This is a genomic window from Daejeonella sp. AP26 (genome assembly GCF_056680515.1).
Genome location: NZ_CM155286.1, coordinates 4,072,940 through 4,092,298, shown reverse-complemented (window position 1 = coordinate 4,092,298; position 19,359 = coordinate 4,072,940). Strand labels below are relative to the sequence as shown.

The following is a 19,359-nucleotide window of genomic DNA, read 5'->3' as shown; positions in this document are numbered from 1 at the left end:
GCGTTATTGAACGGTTGAATACACCGCTTTAAGTTCTTTTAAAAATCCATAATACAGATAAGCCTCGATGTTTTCGTAACCCATCTCTTTAAGTAGGTTGCGGTAATCATCAACCTGTTTATAATGCGAAGGATTTGGTTCTCCCGTAAATTTAAAATCGATCACCACCACCTCATTTTCTCCTATTAAAACCTTATCCGGACGATAACTTTCGCCGGTGCTACTGATAATCGTCTGCTCGTTTAACGTTGTGTAAGGCTTATCCATCAGCGCTTTCAAATCGGGGTTTGTTAGCACACTCTCGGCCAGCTGCAGCAATTCGGGTTCTTCAGATTTACGAAAGAAACCTTCTTTATGCATTTGATTAAAAGCTTCCTTAAGATCATTGATGTCATTAACCCGGGCAAGCACCTCATGCAGGATAATACCCCGGCGTTGCGAAACATTCCCACTCAATAAATCTAGTTGTTCAAAGACTTTTTTATCGCGCAGAGCTTCATTCAGTCGATCAGATAATGGATAAGAACGCAGGTTCCAGCTTCCGGAAGTAAAACGGCTTATTGCTACCATTTCTTCCGGCTCTGGCTTAACTTGCCTGATAACGGGTTCGTCAATCAGAAACTTATCGTCTTTAAATTCAGCATTTAACTCCGAAGCATAAGTTTGCAAGGGAACCCGAATCAGATCTCCCGCCATGCTGAACTGCTCATCCTTGTCGGGTGCTTTACCAGGCGCAGAAATGTACAAGTGTTTGCGTGTACGGGTGGTGGCCACATATAACATGTTAAGCGCATCCATATAATTGAAAAGAAGCTCCTTAAAGTAGGCCTGCGCAAAGGCTGATTGTGCAAGGCTCTTCTTATAGTTCACCGGCACCGTATTTAACATCGCGTAAGGCGTGTTGGCAGTGTCGACCCAGAAAATGCTATTGGCCATCCCATCGAGGTCCCAGCTACAAAAAGGGATCATGACCACGTCAAAAGCAAGTCCCTTTGATTTATGAATGGTCATCACCTGGACCGCATTACTTTGTCCGGAAGAAGGGAGCGCTTTTTGTTCGCTTTCCTCATGCCACCAGTCAAGGAAGGCATTAATTCCCTTTTCACCCTGCTTTGAAAAGTTGCTGATCATGTCTCTGAAAGCCAGAAGATATGGCAGGTGCAACTCGGATGTATCTAATTTATATGCACCTATAAGCAGCTCGACCATTTCTGACAAGGGCAGTTGCTGCCATCTTAGCCAGTTGTCGCATAATGTGTCGGGAAGATACCCTTTAAGATTTTCTACGGACGTTTGATTTAGCCTAAGTAGAATTTCCGGCTTTACTTCTTTGTGCTGATAACGTGCGTACAACTGAAGCATATTCAGCTTATATAATGCAGACTGATCGTGTTTGGCGACCATTGCCCGTAAGCTATTAATCAGGAGCCTGACAGCCGAATTATTAATCAGCAGCAAGGCTTCGCCAGACAAGACCTCATATGGTTTCCACTGACCCGGGATACCTTGATTCTGACGGTTCTGCTGATCCTGCATTAAAAACTCGATGACCGACCGCGCTTCTTTATTAGATCTTACCAGGATACAAATCTGTCCGGCAGTATAACGCTCCGTACTTATCCAGCCATTGATCGTTTCTGCCAGATGTTCTAAGGTCTTGTCGCGGCACTGAGAATCACGGTATTTATTGTTAGCAACGGGCAGATAATTAACCTCTATTGTACCACCGCTAGCTGTAACCGGCGACTTTAGCTGATGGCTTTGTTCATAAGCCTTAACGATGATGTCGTTAAATCCATTTTTCTCCCACCAATCGACGAATACTGCTTCGCCTCCTTCAGCACGAACTTTCTCATTTAAATCACGCTGCAGCATGGCAGGCGAATGCTTAAACAGGAAGTTGTTAAAATCAATGATATTGGATGCACTGCGATAGTTCTCGGCCAGTGAATCATCCAATACTTGTATAGCACCAACATCAGCTTTTGCCCGCTGAAGCAGGATCTGCCAGTCGCCGTTGCGCCAGCGGTAAATAGACTGCTTTACGTCGCCAACTATCAAATGATCGATCAGAGTTCCGTTAGCCTCTGAAATAGCATTTTTAACAAGGGGTAGGAAGTTCTCCCATTGCATAGAGGAGGTATCCTGGAATTCGTCAAACAGGAAATGCCTGTAACGACTGCCCAGCTTCTCCCATACAAATGACGGATTGTTATCCTGATTGCCAGTGATTCCCTTAAGCAGGTTTTGCGCATCGCTGATCAGCAAAGCCCCGTTCTCCTGCCGATAGTCCTTCAGGAGGCCGGCCATTTCCTGCATCAGCCTTAAATAATACAGGTTTGCACTGATGGCTTTTGCCATCTCATATGCTGGCAGATGTTCCGCGTAAAACTCCTGGATTCCTTTTAGTAAGGGATTCAGAGAATCATACAAGTTTGAAACCGACATTGACAAAGTGCCTTTCTGCCACTCCTCCGGATCATCAATTAATTTTGCTAAAGCACCGATCTTTGCAAAATTACCATCACTTACTTTTTCAAGGTTGGTTAAAGGGGTTTTGCTCTTGCCTTTCAGTTCGGGGAGCTCTACACCCGATTGCTTAAAGACCGTTAAGGCATCTTTAGCAAGTTGCAATAAGGAGTCTTCGATATAATCGATCTTCTGCTTAGTAAAGTCCTGCAGATCTTTGAATAGTTGCTTCGGATCGTGCTCTTTTAAAGCGTTTTCAAAGGGCTGATATCTTTCTTTAAAGATCTCTCCAGCCAGACTTAATAGGGTATCCCGATAGTTCCAGCTTTTGTCAGCACGAATACGGTCAAGAGCAAGGTTAATGATCCATTCCAGGAGGTCCGGATTACTGTCTAGTTTTTTATTGAGTTTGTTGGCCAGCTCCTCCTTTACCTTCCCTGTGTTCATCTCCAGCTTATAACCGGCATCCAGACCAAGCTCAAATGAGAGGCTCCGGATTACCTTTTGAACAAATCCATCGATGGTATTGATGGCAAAGCGGCTGTAATCGTGAAGGATACGCCTGTATATGTTGTTAGCTTTAATTTGAAGGCTCTCGGCGTTCAGGTCGGTATGTGATTTAAGGACGATCTGCCGAAAAATGTCCACATCTGCGTCGCCCAAAGCCAGACCTTTAAGCACCTCCAGTATCCGGGACTTCATTTCTTCTGTAGCCTTATTGGTAAAGGTTACCGCCAGGATTTCCCGGTAACGGGTTTCGCTGGCAAATAGCAAGGTAAGATAATGAGCCGTCAGGCTGAAGGTTTTACCGGAACCAGCAGATGCCTGAAGTATTTTTAGCGGTTTTTGAGCCATGTTTTTGATAGGAGGAGGAACTCTTAAAGTAAGGATATGATCTGCTAATCAACAAAAAAAGCAGGAAAGAAACTTCCCTGCTTTTCAACAAATAATTATCCGGCTTATTGCTGGGCTATACCGTATCCGTTCTTAAAGAAGGTATTAACAGTAACTGGCATTCTCCCCGATGCTTTTATTTGCCGCGTTATAACTTTTACAGAAGCTTTCTGCATTTCATCGCCTGACTGATAATTCATGATTAAGGTTTTTGCAAATTCGATTCCCGGCAAGCCGGCAATAGTATAGGGATTGGCAAAAACTATTACTACTGAATTCATCGCTGCGATTTGAGCTGCCAGTAATTTTACTTCATTGCTGTAATCTAAAACCGGATTTGGTCGCTTCCGGGTGTCATATAAAGCGAGAATCACCTGATCGTAATTCTTAAGTTCCTGTATAACGTTAGTTAGGTCAGAACCGGTAGCATTTTTTGCAACTATAAAATTCATCGCATTACTGAAACGAGGGGTTAGCTCTTTTTGAAACAGAGTAAGCTCTTTTGGCCCGATGCTAATAATTGCGGTCCGCTTGCTATAGTCAATATTGTTTATCAAACTGTCACTGTTTAAAACAGTAACTGCCGCATCAGCAAGCTCCTGCTTAAGAGCTAGTGCTTCCGGACGTTGAAGTTCCCTGGCAACATCGGTTGTTTTCACAGGCTGGTAATCGTTTAATCCTGCCCAATACTTGGCAAGCAGGATCTTTTTAACACTTGACGTGATCTGTTCACGGCTTATACGTCCTTTTCGAACAGCTCTTCGGACCATGCGCACGGCACGCTCAGAATTTTCTGAAAGTTCTACTACATCATTTCCGGCAATTATGGCCATTAGATCAGCTTCACCATTAGGGAAGAATTTCACAACGCCCTTCATTTCCATAGCATCGGAAAAGACAAGCCCTTTAAACAACATTTCATTTTTTAGGATGCCGGTAACTATAGGCTGCGACAGCGTTGAAGGCAGGTTAGGTGTCTTGTCGAGTTCGGGGATGTTCATGTGCGCTATCATTACTCCAGAAGCTCCCTCGCGAACCAGTTCACGGAAAGGGTACAGCTCAAGAGAATCAAGGCGGGTACGGTTAAAGGTTAATTGCGGGAGATCATAATGAGAATCTACATCTGTATCACCATGTCCCGGAAAATGCTTTAAGCTCACTAAAATGCCATTTTCCTGCATGCCCTTCATATAAGCACCGGCTTTCAATGTCACATTGTATTTGTTATCTCCGAAGGAGCGATAGCCAATTACCGGATTTTTAGGATTGTTATTAATGTCAACAACAGGTGCAAAGTTGATATGCATTCCAAGGCGCTTAAAATCATTAGCAACTTGTTTACCCATTTTATAGATCAGGCCAGTATCCTGGATAGCGCCAAGGGTCATTTGATAAGGATAAGAGATTGTACTATCCAACCGCATACCTAAGCCCCATTCGGCGTCCATGGCTATTAAAAGCGGTGTCTTTGAAATCGATTGATAATGATTGGTCAAAGCCGCCTGTCTACCAGGACCACCTTGGAAAAAGACTAAACCTCCAATATGTTCTTTCTTGATAACGTTGGCAACGGAATCCTCGTAGCGCTTCCCTTTATCTGTATGAGCGCGCACCATAAACATTTGAGCAATACGCTCTCTGCGACTCAATTTCTCATAAATTGAGTCGACCCAGGCGTTCGGTTCGCCAATTGATTTGATAAAAGGTTTTAAGTTTTGAGCTGATCCTAAAGCAGGAATTGAAAGGATGACAATGATTAACAGGTGTTTAAACTTCATTAATATAGGATAAAATTAGGCTATGGTATTTGACTCTAGTAGTTGAAAAATGACGAATAAACTAAAGTTTGACTGGGATCTTTAAAAAAATACTGATCGCCAACAAAAGTACCAGAAAGTTAAGACTTAAGCTTAAAGAGATACTAAAAAGCCAAACCAGCATAGTATTCGCGATACGTGGTTTCAAAAACTGCCGCAAGAAATATACGGCCACTGCGCTGGTTAGAAGAAAAGCAAAGCCTATAGCGTACCAAAACATTATATAAAGAAACCTATTAGCAATGAGTTTTGCAAGTGATGACTGATTGTATTCAAATTAATACAGCGAAGGTTGCTAAGTGGCGTTAACTACCACTCCGACTTAGTAAAAAGCCCAAATTTTTAAATACCTGATGAATTTGAAGATAGCATCTAATGATTGTACATATTAACCCGAAAAAGGTTTTTGGCATAGTTATTTCTTAAGCGCTACGTGAAACTAATACACATGAAAATGAAAAAATTATTGATTATTGCTATAGGAGTTTTTGCTGCAGGTGCAGTTCATGCTCAGGACGTAAGTTTTGGAGTTAAAGCCGGTGCTAATATGTCTAACATCATCAAAACAGGAGACGAGAGTTTTGAGACTGAATTCAAACCGGGATTTCATGCAGGTTTAACAATGGAAATTGGTTTGGGTAATACCTTTTCCTTCGCACCTGAATTAATGTTCTCTCAGAAGGGTTATAAGGCAGATCGTTTCGGTGGAACTTTAACACAAACCACTAACTGGATTGAAATTCCAATCCTGGCTAAAATTCAAGCAACGCCACAGTTCAATATATTTTTAGGTCCGCAAGTATCTTTTCTTTCTAAAACCACTAACAAATTTGACGGTGCTTTTGGTTCGGTAGAAGAAACCCGTATCGAAGACGATTCTGATAAATTTAAGAAAAGCATTGCTGGCGGTGTAATCGGAGCTGGTTTTGATATCACGCCAAAAATCAGCCTTAGCGCACGTTATGCACTGGACTTTCAGAAAAACAATGAAAATGGAACTAACGAAACACCTGAATTTAAAAACCAGGTTGTTCAAGCAGGTTTAGGATTTAAATTCTAATTTTTTGAAATTCAACTTAAGCCCGTTAATCTCCAGGTTAACGGGCTTTTTTGTTGCATACTAAATCTATACTAAGTACATTTAATAATAACCGAGTCTTTACCTTCAATAACTATTAACTAAAAATGAGAAAATTTACATGGATAGCTCTAGCCGTAGTAGCCCTCGCTATTACTTTATTCGTTTTCTTCCGATTCTATTATGTTTTTGGTGAAGGGGTTAAATCCGGCGAATTAAATTACCTGGTTAAGAAGGGGAATGTGTTTAAAACTTACGAGGGTAAGCTTATTCAAAGCGGTTTACGACCTGGCACAAGTGGTTCTGTACAGTCCTATGAATTTGAGTTTTCAGTAGTGAATAAAGAAATAGCCGAAACACTAATGAAAAACTCCGGTAAAGTTCTTGATCTTCATTACAAAGAATATCATGCTACCCTCCCCTGGAGAGGATTCAGTAAATACGTTGTGGATTCAATTTATTCTATGAAACCTGGGCCGGGAGACGGCGCATTAAGAGTTAACCCATAAGAAAACCCGTAAGCTAAATAGCTTACGGGTTTTCTTTTTTAAAGAGACTTACTTTAGCGGTTCAGTGAATCTCTGAGAGAATCAGTTTTCGCACTGGTTGTATCGGCACCCATTCCGCTTGTTGCGGTATCAGATACCATAACGTCCGCACTGTCAGTACTACTGTTCGAATTATTCGATGAACATCCCATAACCAAACTTCCGCTGGCTATAAGCAATATCAGGATTATGTGTTTCCTCACACTTATTGTATTCCCCATTAAATTTTAAATCTAAGTTTTATAGGGAATCACGGCGTGTGGTATCCCGTTTCGAAGTGTCTGCTGGCACGGAATCGCGCATAGTGGTGTCAGCCGGTGCGGTCTCTCTCATTGTGGTATCCATAGCGGTCGAATCGGTATCTGAACCGGTAGTTTGGGTTGAACCGCAAGCTGTTATAACCGTTCCGGCAAATAACAGGGCAAAGATTATTTTCAATTTCATAACGTGGTTTTAAGATAAATACTTCTGTGTTAACAAATTAATATAGTAAGGGTTTACATTTTTTTACTTTAACTGAAGACTATTAAAAATTCACTCTCCTCCTGCATTATTAATTGTTCGCTATTGGCTTACTCTTATTGCGCTAATTTTCCAACCTAAGTCGGTTTTCTTAAACTCCGCCTGTAGCCCGTAGGTACCTGAAACATCAACAATGTCCGGGGTAGACATAGCTCCTTCAATGTTTATACTTCCAGTTCCCGAGGCATCCGTTCCATTAATGGTGTACTTGATATCTGATGGTTCCATTTTAGTTAACGAATAGATGCCTTCAGCAGAAAACGCTTTTATTATATGATCCTTATTCAATGTTTGACCTGTAGGGTCCGTGAGACCGCACTCTTCCGTTAAATTACTACTCAGCCATGCCTTGTCTTGTTTGACCAATGCGGCAGATAAGCTATCGATCAATTTTACCAGGGTTTCCTCATCGGTCTCAATCACCGGAGCAGCGTTTACACGACTCATCCCGAGACATATAAACAAAAGAATAAAGATCTTTTTCATAGCAGTTTAAATTTTAATTAAGATAATAAGATGCTCCCACAATTTCACTATTAAGTATCTTTATATAAAAATTAAAGCTCTTTAAAATGAAAATATTTAAATGCTTATTCACGCTTACCCTTTGTATGGCAGGCATCTCTGGCTTTGCTCAAAGTTACATATCTAAGGTATCCAGTGATTCTGTAGCTGTGCTAAATGCGCGTGTAGAGGTGTTAAAGAGCGCCGCGAAATTGAATGAACTAAAAATTTCAGAGGCAGAACAGGAAGCGGATATACGAAAACAGGAGCTGAAGATAGCAGACCTTATTTCAACTGAAAAGGCAACCGCTGAAGAGAGCAATCGCTTATCCGAGGCTCTTAAGGCAGGTCGAGAAACCAATGTAAAAAAGGTAGAAAAAATGTCCCGGAAAGCTACTGGAAGTTCAAAGGACGTGAAGAATGCCCAGGATAAGTTACAGAAGCTATTGGACAAAGTTGAAGAAACTCGCACCCAGATTCAGACGGAAGAAAGAAAATTAGCTAACCGGGAGCCCGTAATTATCTTTTCTAAAAAACAAGATTAGTTATCACACTTCCTTCTCGACGTATTGCCTTAGGGAAGTACCAATAATAAACTCCCAGCCCTCCCAGTGATTTTCAATCGAAACATCGGCATTCTCCGGCGGGATCTTTTCTAATCCCTCATGTGTCAAATGCAATTCTGTTTGGTCACCATTTTCCATGAGCTCAAAGGTAAGCAGTGTCTCAGCGGGAAAGTCATCGTAACTCCACGTGTATGAAAGCCTCCTGTTCGGCTCCACTTCCTTCACAGTGCAGGAGATCGGAAACTTTATTCCTTTCTTCTCACCGTACATCTTAAACTGAAAGCCCGGGCGGGCAACAAATTCTTCTATGGTAAAATACCACTCCTTCATCTCCTCTTTGTCGGTAATGGCAGTCCATACTTTATTAACGGGAGCATCTAGCACTACTTCTTTAATCACACGTCCTTTTTCCATGTCAGCAATTTAAAAAAAAAGCTCCCCACATTGTCTGTAAGGAGCCTTTAAATAAATTTACCTATTTTTCGGTGACCCGGATATCAATCCTACGGTTTTGAGCCCGTCCTTCGGGAGTCTCATTACTCGCTATGGGATGTTCTGAACCATACCCTTCAGCTTCTAATCTGTCGGCAGACACGCCAAGACTGGTCAATTCTTTCATTGCACTAACTGCCCGATCATTCGACAGCCGTTTATTAACAGCCGCATCTCCAGTGCTGTCAGTATAACCCCCAAGTTTGATCTTAACTTTAGGATAGGTCTTCATAATGGCTGCTATATTTGAAAGTTGCTCTTTAGATTCCGGCTTCAAGGTGCTTTTACCAGTTTCAAAATACAGGCGATCAAAGGAGAACCAAGTGGTCTTGTCAACCGCACGGCTACTATCTTCAATGAAATTAATAAGCCTGTTCTCCACCGAATTTTCTCCGATACTTAATTCCGTTCCATCAGGCAGTTTCTTTTGAACGGGATTTCCGAGGTTATAAACATAGTCGCCTGCTTCATTTAAGGCACCTGTAACACTACCCGCTGCGCCTTCCATGGCAGACGTATCTGCCGCTCTGTCTAAAGAATCGGTGGTAGTTACTTCAGACTTGCTATCATTGTTTCGGCCCAACAACCACCATGCTGCCAATGCTATAAGAATCAGCGGAATTAACCATTTAAGAAATCCCATTCCTGAGCTTGCAGGTTCGCTATATTGAACATCTCTGACTGGCGGAACAGTGGTACGGCTGGTAGCAGGCGGTACATTCACAGGGGGTACATGGGCGGTTCTTCCAGGGAGATCAAAGGAACTTAAATCAGGTGTATGCAAAGAGGCCAGTCCGAAAGTAGAACCCAGATTTCCCGGCAATGATGATGCTATTTCTGATTTGCTTTCAAACAATTTTCGCAGCAGATCCCAAATACTCCAACCCTTGCTTTTCATCAATTGGGTGATAGCACCTATTATTACAGGAGCGGCCATTGTTAATAAACCTGAAGATTTTTCCAGGGTTAATCCGCTTGAATCAGAAACCGCAATTGCAACTGAATCTGTATCTTCTCCGAACAAATTGCCGAGCATTGATTTACCCTGGTTTAACAGCGAAGCAGGATCGTTGAGATTAGACCCCGAAATACTTCCCGTCATATCAGTTGCCTGCCCAGTCAGCATGCCGTTGAGAAAACCAGCACCTCCGGTTGCTCCATTTTTCATGATTCCGGCTAACACCGCAGGTATCGCAGCAAAAATTCCAGCCTTCGTTTTCTCTTCACCTTCTCCTGTTTGTTGGCTAATTACGTTAATGGAATTGTTACTGACTTCATTCTTTAACATTTCAATGAAATCCATCGCCGTAGTTTTAAGTGAGTTATGATTAATTAATAGTCATTTAATTATCATCAGCAACAAAAAAATCCCAGTTCAGTTTTTAGCGCAGAATCCATTTACATAAGAAGCTCTAATCATGGATTCAAAGCAAGTGATTAAACCGGTAAATCTTTATATTCATGTAGGGATCGCTAAAAAGCAGTCGGCGAATCGTATTTTCCACTCTGAATCTCGGCCATAGCTTTACTAACCATATTGGCCTGGATTTTCAACTCTATGCTTAGCTCTTTCAATTCCTTCGCTTTCGCAACTTTTTGATCTTTAAGCATATTAAATAAAGGAAGCAATTGTCTCCCAATCCCGAAGTGCTTATACTTTTCAATCAAACTCAATATTTTTTCAAAGTTATGTTTAAAAGTCGGGGTATCGTTTGTGTTGGCCAGCACTACAAAAAAGCTTTCCAGTAACTGAAACTGCTCATTTACGGTGGCCTTGTCGAATGCTTCAATCACAAATGCCCTTTCCTGAGCTCCTCCTAAGTTGCTATAAATTTCCAGTACGGCTTGTATAAGCGGCCCTTTGCTGTCTTTCTCAAGAGATTTCGCTAAAGGCAGTCCTTCGGCAGGATTCAGGGCGGCAATTCCAATTAAAGCGGCACCCTGAACTGAGTACGACGGACTCGTTAAACCTTCACGGAATAAGGCCAGATTGCCAGCATCCCTTAATTTTGCCAGGGTCATCATGGCTGCTGCGCGTACAAGCGTTGAGCTGTCGGACTTAGCCAAACCAGTTAGTACTGGAATGGCTTCTGTTAACACGATGGCATTTTCCAGGCCCAGGTTATTGATAGCTTTAATCCTTAACCTGAAAAATCTATCATTCAGTGCCGCGATGATGATTTTCCGGGCAGCAGCATCGTTTTGCTGAGCAGAAGCAGCCTCTATCGCTTCGTAGCGATCCACGTATAGCGGTGCATTGAAATATTGGAAAGCATATTCTTCTATGGTCTTTTTGTCGGTTGTTTGAGCTAGCAGTATTTTATCAGCATCAACATTCACAAGATCTGGCTTCACCGCCAACTCAAATGCGAAGGTGTCAGCCTTGCTCTTCATCCACATATTATGACGTTGTTTCTTACCCCCTGCATACACATCAATTGCCAGCGGAAATTCGAACGGTTTCCCTTCCTGTGTTTGATGTAAATAAACCGCTTGAATCTGTTTGGCAGGATCCCACTTGTACTCGATCTTCAATTGCGGATGACCACTACTAAAGTACCATTGATCAAAAAACCAATTCAGATCTTTACCGCTCGCTTCCTCCAGCGCTAAACGTACCTGGTGTGCCTCAGCTGTTTTAAAAGCATTCTGTTTAAGGTAAATATTCAGCCCTTTAAAGAACACATCATCGGTAAGGTAATGACGAAGCATATTCAGTATTCGTCCCCCTTTTTGATAGCTTACCAAATCAAACATGTCTTCCTTATCGGTGTATTTAAAACGAACGAGCTCCTTCTTTGCTTCAGTTGGAACTTGTAGATATTCTTCCATATCCTTATGATTTACATAATCGCCGGCATCTTTCCCATATTTGTACTCTTGCCAGAGTGTTTCACTTAGGTTGGCAAAAGATTCATTAACCGTAAGATTACTCCAGCTTTCTGTTGTCACATAATCACCAAACCAGTGATGGAATAACTCATGAGCAATAACATCTTCACCGGCATTTTCATCAATTAGCTGCCTGTTCGTTTGCTGTACGAAGTCACCGTGAACTGTCGCCGTTGTATTTTCCATGGCTCCGCTGACGTAGTCACGCACCACTATTTGCGCATACTTATTCCAGGGATAGTCTACACCCAACCTCTTCGAAAAGAAATCTATCATTTCGGGAGTATGCCCGAAGATCTGTCTGGCATAGGGAGAATAAGCAGGTTCCAGGTAATAGCTAACCTCCTTATCTTTCCATTTATCTTTTGTTATTTTAAAATTACCAACCGCCATCATAAACAAATAGGGAGCATGTGGCAATTCCATCTTCCAGGTATCTGTACGGGTAGCGTCACCATTCGCCTTCTGCGAAGCCAGACGGCCATTTGACAGCGTCACATATTTTGATGGAACAGTCATACTTATCTCAGACGTCGTTTTCTGATTTGGCTTATCGATCGTAGGAAACCAGGCAGATGACGCTTCTGTCTCTCCCTGTGTCCAGATCTGAACCGGTTTCCCTCTTATCGAGCTATCCGGATTAACGAAATATAAGCCCTTAGCATCGTTTATTGCAGCACTTCCTTTGGCCTTCAAAAGATTGGGCTTAGCCGTATAATCAATGAAGATTACATACTTTTCTCCGGGTTTATAGCTTTTATCAAGCTTAATGTGCAATTGCAAACTGTCATAAGAATACTTTAATGCCTCGATCTTACCGCTTTTTACAATTGACAGATTTTTGATATCCATGCCCTTTGCGTCGAGCATTAACGAATCACAGGCGTAAGCGTATGGCATTAAAGTGATCCATGCCTTGCCATACATAAATTGCTTAGCATAGTCAAAGCGCACATCAAGTTTCGTGTGAACAAGGTTATTCGTCTTAGCAGCAGTCTGCCGATAATCTAAAGCTATTGATGCCGGACCCGGACTCACCTGAGCATTGGATTCTAAGACAATTATGGATAATGTTAAGAGAAGTAATGATTTAATCGTTTTCATGAATAACAGGGTTAAAGTATCTTAAGTCAGGGCAAGCGTGTAACAGAATGCACATAACCTAAGCAATCGGCTAGTTGAAAATTGGCTTTCTTGAGATGAGGGTGAATTTAGAAATTCAATTGATAATATACTGTAAAATAGCTGTGTTATTCAGGAGATTACACGATGTAATTGTAAATTTCTGTAGAATCCTGTAATGAAATACCCCTGTGCAATATCGGTTTAACCATCCAAAGTTTACGCTGTCTGAAGCACACATCCTCCCTTTTCTGATAAAATTGAAAACAAAAATAGGCACCTGTCTATTGTTTTGCAGAGCGTAATATTTGAAAAATCAACCATTCCGATGGAAAATAAAAAAACAGTTATCAGGGAAGTTGAAAGAAAAACCAGTCCGAAACGACGGGCGGAAAATCATCCTGACACGGTGGATAATACAGATAATCTTTCAATACCGGTAATAGAAGAGTTCTTAAACATAGATAAAGAGACGGTCGAAACAGCCAGGTATCAGATCAAAAAAACAGTGAGCCAGGAAGATTATTCTGAAGATATCCCAACCATGCATGAGAGGGTCGATATCCGAAGAGTTCAGGTCAATAAATATATCGACTCCATACCCGATATTAGGTATGAAGGTGATACAACGATCATCCCGGTAATAAAAGAAGAAGTTGTTGTGGAGAAGAAGTTAATGTTGGTTGAAGAAATTCACGTAACCAAAACAAGTAGGGAAGTTAGTGTGAATGTAAAAGACAAGATTCGTAAGGAAGATATCAAAATAAATAAAATAGAATAAGTATAGAAAAAGCTTTCACCAGTTAATCCGTTAATCATTTTTAATTAGACAAATCATGGCACAAACAGTAATTGGAATTTTCAAAGACTCCACTGAAGCACAAAATGCAAGACAACATCTGCTGTCAAACGGCTTTAGTGATAACAGGATAGATCTTGCAGCCCAGTCGGCTACCAACTATTCAGATGACACGACGCGAACTAGTCAGGATGAGGATTTTGGTGATCGGGTTAGCCGGTTTTTTAGAAATCTGTTCGGCGACGAGGAACAAGCTTCAAGTTACTCACGCGCGGCATCTCATGGAACTGTAGTAACAGTGCATGCTATGAGTGCAGAAGAAGCCGAAACAGCCGCGGATATTCTGGACGATTATGGCGCGGTGGATGTTAATGAATATGCCGCAGCTTATGGAAGTACAGGCACTACCACCACTTCAGAAATGGATAGAATGGGCGGTGTTAACAGTGGTCGCGCCGGGGTAACTGGAAGTACGGATATGGATTCAGATCGAGTGTCCGGAATACGGGATGACATGGATACCGATATCACCAATAGACGACTCGACTCAGACAGAGATGCTAACCTGACTGAGAGGAACATCGGCAGAGACATAAACGAAAACACGTCTATTCCGATAATCGAAGAAAATATGACTGTTGGGAAGAAAGATGTAATCACTGGCGGTAAGCGAATCCACAGCCGGATTGTTGAACGTCCGGTTGAAGAAACCATTCGTTTAAGAGAAGAGCACGTTAATGTGGAGCGAAACGCTGTCGATAGAGAAGCTACTGATCAGGATATCTGCACTTTCAAGGAAGGCACCATTGAAGTCACTGAACATAAGGAAGTTCCGGTGGTTGAAAAACAATCAAGAGTTGTGGAAGAAGTAAATATTTACAAGAATGTGGACGAAACTCAGGAAGTAGTCAGGGAAACATTGCGTAATACGGAGGTTGATACTGACGAACTTACAACTTCGAATAACAAACGCGACACTGATGATCTCGATGATATTACTGACGACAAACGCAGAGATAACGTTCGGGGAGAGCGCCCTGGAATTATATAAAAAGCTAATTTATTAAGGCTAGTTAAACAGACGGCCGTAATGCGAGTGCGTTACGGCCTTCTGTTTATATATACCTTTAGCAACTTTTTATCAAGATGGCGGAATGTAAACGGCAGCCTGGTCATTCTGATACAATCCATGTATGTTTCCATCCGGATCTTTAAAATAGGCCAGCCAGCCAATTCCCGGAATAGGCATCTTGGAAACAACAATAGTTCCCCCGGCTTTTTCAACTTCCTCCGCTGTGCAGTCAAGGTTAAAAACCTCAATAGAATTTGCTACGGGCTGTTGCGGATCTCTTTTTTTGAGAATTCCCCCGTTTATACCAGGTGTACCTTCCTCGCCAGTTGTCGCCGACCAGTAGTCTTCATTTCCAAACTGCTCAAATTTCCATCCAAACACCTGCTTAAAAAATTCCATTGTCTTCTCCGGATCATCACAAGGAATTTCAAAGTGTACTACTCTGTTGTTCATGTCTTTGTGATTAATTAACTCCTATTAAAGATAATAAATAAGCAGCATAGATTACAGTTATTCAAATGTGCCAGCCATGATCAATTTGAAGTTTACTACCAAAAAAGCCCCGTTAATCTTCATCGGGGCTAATGGTATAAAGCGGTCTTTTAGCTGGAGTATGGGAAATTGCGGGACACCTTCCGCATCATTCGTTCAACCAGATCATCGGTCGATGACATGATTCCTTCATCCATTGTTTTGAAGAAACGCCACAAGAGTTCACCATCTGATCCGTTGTTTAGTGTAAGGGTCAAAGATCCTGTTCCGGTTTTTCCGCCCAATCCGCCAAATAAAACAGCCGATGCAATAGCTGCTCCCTGTGATTTGGTCTGTTCTGTTTCAAAACGTCCGCCAATACATCAAAATAAACAAAAATATTAACTCAATTAAGAGCTTACGCCTACCCGGTTTACAAAGCAGATCACACAGAAATAGAATATCAATAAAATTCCTTCAAAAACCTTAGAGTATTATTGAATACGAAGTTCTCAACTATCGCTTCTGCCGTTATATTTTTGTTTTGAGGTAAGTTGAAATCTGCAGTCTTAAGATACTGATCAGCAAAAACTACTAGCTTGTTGGCCAGGGGTTTTAACCCTTCTGCTGTCAGAATCCCGGGAAAAGGGTTGATGCTGCCGTCAAAGTCGCTTCCAATAGAAACAGTATCCCAGGCGTAAAGACCAGCTCGATCCAATACTTCCGCAATATGCTGGATCTGGTTCCAGATGATCATTACCGGCCAGTGATTTCTCTCCCCAGCCGCTAAATTCGCGAGATGTCTTTTCAGCTTCACCTTATTGGTGTTGACACCAGCATCCATTTGTATCGCGAATAAGCCGCCTGATCGGGCTATGCAGATTATTTCCTCATCAAAAAAGTTCAGATCATTTGTATTAAAAACATCAACAGCAGATGATTGGCGGCTCCTTTCCTTTATCGGGAGACCTGTTACAGAGCCATGACTAACAATAAGAGGAATTCTTTGACCGGCATAATCCAATTTTAGCAATTCATAATACTCTTGTCTGGATTTAAAGCTCATATGCTTTAAGTCGATATAAATCCTTTTCCTCTTACTATTATCGAGTAAGGCATGAATTACTTTAATTCCCAAATTACTCAGCCCACTATTAAGATTTGTTTCCTGACTAACCAATTTTCCCAGCCGCTGCAAACTCCTTGCATGTCCGCACAGGCCATTATTAAAATTATGGGCCAAACCAATGAACATGGGCAAATAATCCCACCTCTTTAAATCTTCTATATTATTTAATATTTCGTTTTCACATACTTTTTGCTGATAATCTTCAAGCCCGCAATTAAATACATGAGCGCCTTCAATGGTAAGAATAACAGCGATGGTATCATCCTGATCAAGCACAAATTCGACGTCTTTCCAGTCTTTGGCAATTTGAAATTTGCAGTGTCTTCCATCTACTACATGGTTATTGCGACAGGATATAAAAAAGTTGTATTCTTTAATCAGGTCTTTAAAATAATCACTATGATTTTGAACATTGCGAACCCGTTTATACCCGATTTCACTGCCCCAATCTCCCATTAGGGCGGCAATGACCAAGGGTATCTTATTAACAAAATAACCTTTCTCAAAAGGATAGAGCGAAACAAAAACAATCTTCGCTTTGGCTCTGGACATAGTGCTAAAATCGGATTGGGAAAACCTCGTTACCCCGGTAAGCTTATGAATCTTCCTTGAGATATAATTTGGTAGAAAGGTCGCCCATAAGTCACTTCTTAAACTTTCCTTTTTATCAAAGCTATGGCCATAGGGCTTTAAATTAGGGTGGCAATGAAGATCTGAATATCTAAACTGAGAGGTGTCCATATTCTTTAATTCTACATATCATCTTCCAATACGTCTGCAATGCTTTGATTATTCCTGATCAACTGATAATGACTTATCAAGGTTGCTAAAAGCGGATAAGACCGGTAAGGCAGATTCGCTTTCAATGCATAATTTTTAATAACCTGCGTTACTTCTCTTGCATACACATAACTGACATTTGGAAATAAATGATGTGCTAAATGATAGTTAAAGTTCGCCATGATATGCCTGGTAAACCAGTTTGAATTGTCAACATCATTAGTCGTATTAAATTGATGACGCAACCAGCTATATTTCAAATTCATATTTTTATCAACAGTGGGGAACTCATTGCTTGTATTTACATGCGGCGGCAAGAGGATAAACAATGCGAAAAACCCGGCTGTCACAAGCATCAGGAAAAAAGCAAATACCACTTGTATCCCTGAAAATGGCGTAATGTAGGCAGGCAGAATAACCAAGTAACTGATAAAAATAAGTTTGAACGCAAAGAGTTTGAAGTACTCCTGAACCGGGATGTCTCCCAACTTCCTAACGATCGTCTTACTGCTGAAAAAATCTTTGAAATCGCGAACAAGAAACCAGTTGACTACAAATAGAGGATAGAGTAGCATCATCAGATGCTGGTATCGGTTAAGCATTTTTGTGGTGTCCTTAGGGTGTACCTTCAAAAACTTACTCTTCTCTATATCGCTGTCCCAATTGTCAACATTAATATAGTTGTGATGCAGGTTTATGTGCCTCTTTTTCCACATATAACTATTGCCTCCTATCAGATCCATCAGCAACATATACAATTGATTTATTCTCTTGCCTTTAAAAAGATTGTCATGACAGGCCTCATGAATCAGATTTTGAAACATGACGACCAATGTCAGTCCTAAAATGGAATAAGCCAGAAGATATAGAAGATAATTAGTAAGAGACAGGGAAAAGAAGTATACAATGAAATAAAATGCCGGCAGAAAAAACGCTTTAAACCTTGCCGTACGAAGCCTGGAAGGCGGCAGAGTTGCAACAACCGCGCGCACAAGCTTTTTTAATTCCATGAAATGTGCTGAGTCGTCTTCACTTTTCAGGAATTTAGGTGTTTTACAATACGCGGTTGACATAAGCCTACGTTCATCATAAAAACTACTTGTTAAATATATTAATTTTTAGGATTATAAATATGGATAAGTGTCGAATTGTTAAATAATATCTGCAGTTATCGGGCATAAGAATGGATGACCTTTAAAAGCCAGCAGCCCAGCTATCGAATAAAGGAACGGGCTCCCTACAGACAATTATTAGCGCACAGGATGAGTTGGCGGTCGTCTGGAACCTTATGCCGTGATTTTAACGATCAAGCGCCAAACTGACTTAAATGATGGTCAAGATGTTTGTAAAACATATTGTTCCACTCGCTTGAAGACAGAACCCCGAAAGAGTGTGAACTTCTTTTATTAAAATACTTTCTCCCTAGTTCCATTGTCCTTTTAATGTACCTGACCAGTCGGATCTTTTCAGTCTCAAAATCTTTGCTGTCATTAATGATAAAAGCAGGCGCAGTTTGCATACTTCTTTTATAGGGAACTTCATTAGTTACCTTTCCTTTAACCAGGGTTTTAAGAATGAAACCCATAAAGAAGTTCGGCTTAGAATGTTTATTCTCGTACACCATCTCATAAGTCACGTTGCAATGAGCCAGCATCTGGGCAACGTTCATTTTGCCCCATTGTGGCATGGTATCAGGGCTAAGGGAATTAATTCTATCTATTATCTGATCAGAGATCTCGGTGCTGAATATGTTTGGAAGTGCCATTTGATTATCTAATATGTCCAAGGATGTCCAAGGTAGAAACAAAATGCTAAGTTGTATATATCTTTCAACAGTGAACAGAATTTTAAAAATCATCCTACTTGCCGGATTAAGCAGTCTCTATCTCTGGCTTATACTGATCAGCTTTTGTTTCTCATTAACAGCATTCTGGTTCTTATCAGTCGGCCTGATCGGATTATTAGTATTAAAGCAACCATAACAAATTAAATCGCCGGGCTCAATCTTCGGAATTTTTTCATTTCCATAATGAATATTTCCTTCCGTATAGTATGTTTTCATGTGTTGAGGATAACGCATTTTCCATTGTTTTTTTGCGGCCCATTTCACCATTTATCTTGACATCCCATAAATGTCTGTCTATCAAAAAAGCCCCACCATCTCTGGCAGAGCTTATCGAATATCTCAAATCTAAATTCTCACA

Annotated in this window: 19 protein-coding genes; 5 read left to right on the top strand and 14 right to left on the bottom strand. The window is 41.1% G+C overall.

Translation table 11 applies throughout. The features are described from left to right. Nucleotides 1-3 precede the first annotated feature (3 nt). The gene (locus AC1MCB_RS17400) at nucleotides 4-3,324 is read right to left on the bottom strand and encodes a UvrD-helicase domain-containing protein (protein ID WP_479965988.1); all 3,321 of its coding nucleotides are present in this window, start codon (nucleotides 3,322-3,324) and stop codon (nucleotides 4-6) included. Between the two features lie 104 nt (nucleotides 3,325-3,428). Next, nucleotides 3,429-5,141: a glycoside hydrolase family 3 protein gene (locus tag AC1MCB_RS17395; RefSeq protein WP_479965987.1), complete on the bottom strand. Its 1,713-nt coding sequence runs from the start codon at nucleotides 5,139-5,141 to the stop codon at nucleotides 3,429-3,431. Nucleotides 5,142-5,634: 493 nt separating this feature from the next. Between AC1MCB_RS17395 and AC1MCB_RS17390 the strand changes: the two genes are divergently transcribed. Further along, nucleotides 5,635-6,240 (top strand): porin family protein, encoded by a 606-nt coding sequence (locus AC1MCB_RS17390; RefSeq protein ID WP_479965986.1) that lies wholly within the window; start codon nucleotides 5,635-5,637, stop codon nucleotides 6,238-6,240. Nucleotides 6,241-6,365: 125 nt separating this feature from the next. After that, complete coding sequence (locus tag AC1MCB_RS17385; protein WP_479965985.1) at nucleotides 6,366-6,767, top strand: hypothetical protein; 402 nt, start codon at nucleotides 6,366-6,368, stop codon at nucleotides 6,765-6,767. A 53-nt stretch (nucleotides 6,768-6,820) separates the two neighbouring features. On the opposite strand, the gene AC1MCB_RS17380 is transcribed toward AC1MCB_RS17385, so the two are convergent. The 3 genes from AC1MCB_RS17380 to AC1MCB_RS17370 form a co-directional block, all read right to left on the bottom strand. After that, entirely contained in the window at nucleotides 6,821-7,027 is a 207-nt protein-coding gene (locus AC1MCB_RS17380; RefSeq protein ID WP_479965984.1) for a hypothetical protein, read from the bottom strand. Nucleotides 7,028-7,046: 19 nt separating this feature from the next. Next, the gene (locus AC1MCB_RS17375) at nucleotides 7,047-7,250 is read right to left on the bottom strand and encodes a hypothetical protein (RefSeq protein ID WP_479965983.1); all 204 of its coding nucleotides are present in this window, start codon (nucleotides 7,248-7,250) and stop codon (nucleotides 7,047-7,049) included. Nucleotides 7,251-7,370: 120 nt separating this feature from the next. Then, complete coding sequence (locus AC1MCB_RS17370; RefSeq protein ID WP_479965982.1) at nucleotides 7,371-7,814, bottom strand: nuclear transport factor 2 family protein; 444 nt, start codon at nucleotides 7,812-7,814, stop codon at nucleotides 7,371-7,373. Nucleotides 7,815-7,900: 86 nt separating this feature from the next. Here AC1MCB_RS17370 and AC1MCB_RS17365 point away from each other — a divergent pair, with 86 nt between their 5' ends. Next, nucleotides 7,901-8,377, top strand: coding sequence for a hypothetical protein (locus tag AC1MCB_RS17365; protein ID WP_479965981.1), 477 nt, complete (start codon nucleotides 7,901-7,903; stop codon nucleotides 8,375-8,377). Nucleotides 8,378-8,380: 3 nt separating this feature from the next. Here AC1MCB_RS17365 and AC1MCB_RS17360 read toward each other — a convergent pair whose 3' ends face one another. The 3 genes from AC1MCB_RS17360 to AC1MCB_RS17350 all read right to left on the bottom strand — a co-directional run bounded on the left by AC1MCB_RS17360 (nucleotide 8,381) and on the right by AC1MCB_RS17350 (nucleotide 12,886). Further along, nucleotides 8,381-8,812 carry an SRPBCC family protein gene (locus tag AC1MCB_RS17360; protein WP_479965980.1) on the bottom strand — a complete coding sequence of 144 codons (432 nt, stop codon included), beginning with the start codon at nucleotides 8,810-8,812 and terminating at the stop codon, nucleotides 8,381-8,383. 61 nt (nucleotides 8,813-8,873) lie between these two features. Beyond that, nucleotides 8,874-10,193, bottom strand: coding sequence for an OmpA family protein (locus AC1MCB_RS17355; RefSeq protein WP_479965979.1), 1,320 nt, complete (start codon nucleotides 10,191-10,193; stop codon nucleotides 8,874-8,876). A gap of 170 nt (nucleotides 10,194-10,363) precedes the next feature. Then, nucleotides 10,364-12,886 (bottom strand): M1 family aminopeptidase, encoded by a 2,523-nt coding sequence (locus AC1MCB_RS17350; protein WP_479965978.1) that lies wholly within the window; start codon nucleotides 12,884-12,886, stop codon nucleotides 10,364-10,366. Between the two features lie 346 nt (nucleotides 12,887-13,232). Here AC1MCB_RS17350 and AC1MCB_RS17345 point away from each other — a divergent pair, with 346 nt between their 5' ends. Together AC1MCB_RS17345 and AC1MCB_RS17340 are read left to right on the top strand one after the other, a co-directional pair. Next, nucleotides 13,233-13,685 (top strand): YsnF/AvaK domain-containing protein, encoded by a 453-nt coding sequence (locus tag AC1MCB_RS17345; protein WP_479965977.1) that lies wholly within the window; start codon nucleotides 13,233-13,235, stop codon nucleotides 13,683-13,685. A 55-nt stretch (nucleotides 13,686-13,740) separates the two neighbouring features. Continuing rightward, nucleotides 13,741-14,754 (top strand): YsnF/AvaK domain-containing protein, encoded by a 1,014-nt coding sequence (locus AC1MCB_RS17340; protein ID WP_479965976.1) that lies wholly within the window; start codon nucleotides 13,741-13,743, stop codon nucleotides 14,752-14,754. A gap of 90 nt (nucleotides 14,755-14,844) precedes the next feature. Here the strand turns inward: AC1MCB_RS17340 and AC1MCB_RS17335 are convergent, their stop codons facing one another. The 6 genes from AC1MCB_RS17335 to AC1MCB_RS17310 form a co-directional block, all read right to left on the bottom strand. Next, nucleotides 14,845-15,228, bottom strand: coding sequence for a VOC family protein (locus AC1MCB_RS17335; protein WP_479965975.1), 384 nt, complete (start codon nucleotides 15,226-15,228; stop codon nucleotides 14,845-14,847). A gap of 149 nt (nucleotides 15,229-15,377) precedes the next feature. Next, the gene (locus tag AC1MCB_RS17330; RefSeq protein WP_479965974.1) at nucleotides 15,378-15,551 is read right to left on the bottom strand and encodes a hypothetical protein; all 174 of its coding nucleotides are present in this window, start codon (nucleotides 15,549-15,551) and stop codon (nucleotides 15,378-15,380) included. A 158-nt stretch (nucleotides 15,552-15,709) separates the two neighbouring features. Next, complete coding sequence (locus tag AC1MCB_RS17325) at nucleotides 15,710-17,116, bottom strand: membrane dipeptidase (RefSeq protein ID WP_479965973.1); 1,407 nt, start codon at nucleotides 17,114-17,116, stop codon at nucleotides 15,710-15,712. Between the two features lie 11 nt (nucleotides 17,117-17,127). Continuing rightward, a complete protein-coding gene (locus AC1MCB_RS17320; RefSeq protein WP_479965972.1) occupies nucleotides 17,128-18,228 on the bottom strand; it encodes a fatty acid desaturase family protein in 1,101 nt (366 codons plus the stop codon). 233 nt (nucleotides 18,229-18,461) lie between these two features. Continuing rightward, a complete protein-coding gene (locus AC1MCB_RS17315; protein ID WP_479965971.1) occupies nucleotides 18,462-18,920 on the bottom strand; it encodes a DUF1569 domain-containing protein in 459 nt (152 codons plus the stop codon). A 117-nt stretch (nucleotides 18,921-19,037) separates the two neighbouring features. Continuing rightward, nucleotides 19,038-19,217, bottom strand: a complete 180-nt coding sequence (locus tag AC1MCB_RS17310; protein ID WP_479965970.1) for a hypothetical protein — start codon at nucleotides 19,215-19,217, stop codon at nucleotides 19,038-19,040. Between the last annotated feature and the right edge of the window lie 142 nt (nucleotides 19,218-19,359).

Coding starts and splice junctions, on each gene's coding strand:
- AC1MCB_RS17400 (WP_479965988.1), bottom strand. CDS start 3,324: ATGGCTCAAAAACCGCTAAAAATACTTCAGGCATCTGCTGGTTCCGGT.
- AC1MCB_RS17395 (WP_479965987.1), bottom strand. CDS start 5,141: ATGAAGTTTAAACACCTGTTAATCATTGTCATCCTTTCAATTCCTGCT.
- AC1MCB_RS17390 (WP_479965986.1), top strand. CDS start 5,635: ATGAAAAAATTATTGATTATTGCTATAGGAGTTTTTGCTGCAGGTGCA.
- AC1MCB_RS17385 (WP_479965985.1), top strand. CDS start 6,366: ATGAGAAAATTTACATGGATAGCTCTAGCCGTAGTAGCCCTCGCTATT.
- AC1MCB_RS17380 (WP_479965984.1), bottom strand. CDS start 7,027: ATGGGGAATACAATAAGTGTGAGGAAACACATAATCCTGATATTGCTT.
- AC1MCB_RS17375 (WP_479965983.1), bottom strand. CDS start 7,250: ATGAAATTGAAAATAATCTTTGCCCTGTTATTTGCCGGAACGGTTATA.
- AC1MCB_RS17370 (WP_479965982.1), bottom strand. CDS start 7,814: ATGAAAAAGATCTTTATTCTTTTGTTTATATGTCTCGGGATGAGTCGT.
- AC1MCB_RS17365 (WP_479965981.1), top strand. CDS start 7,901: ATGAAAATATTTAAATGCTTATTCACGCTTACCCTTTGTATGGCAGGC.
- AC1MCB_RS17360 (WP_479965980.1), bottom strand. CDS start 8,812: ATGGAAAAAGGACGTGTGATTAAAGAAGTAGTGCTAGATGCTCCCGTT.
- AC1MCB_RS17355 (WP_479965979.1), bottom strand. CDS start 10,193: ATGGATTTCATTGAAATGTTAAAGAATGAAGTCAGTAACAATTCCATT.
- AC1MCB_RS17350 (WP_479965978.1), bottom strand. CDS start 12,886: ATGAAAACGATTAAATCATTACTTCTCTTAACATTATCCATAATTGTC.
- AC1MCB_RS17345 (WP_479965977.1), top strand. CDS start 13,233: ATGGAAAATAAAAAAACAGTTATCAGGGAAGTTGAAAGAAAAACCAGT.
- AC1MCB_RS17340 (WP_479965976.1), top strand. CDS start 13,741: ATGGCACAAACAGTAATTGGAATTTTCAAAGACTCCACTGAAGCACAA.
- AC1MCB_RS17335 (WP_479965975.1), bottom strand. CDS start 15,228: ATGAACAACAGAGTAGTACACTTTGAAATTCCTTGTGATGATCCGGAG.
- AC1MCB_RS17325 (WP_479965973.1), bottom strand. CDS start 17,116: ATGGACACCTCTCAGTTTAGATATTCAGATCTTCATTGCCACCCTAAT.
- AC1MCB_RS17320 (WP_479965972.1), bottom strand. CDS start 18,228: ATGTCAACCGCGTATTGTAAAACACCTAAATTCCTGAAAAGTGAAGAC.
- AC1MCB_RS17315 (WP_479965971.1), bottom strand. CDS start 18,920: ATGGCACTTCCAAACATATTCAGCACCGAGATCTCTGATCAGATAATA.
- AC1MCB_RS17310 (WP_479965970.1), bottom strand. CDS start 19,217: ATGAAAACATACTATACGGAAGGAAATATTCATTATGGAAATGAAAAA.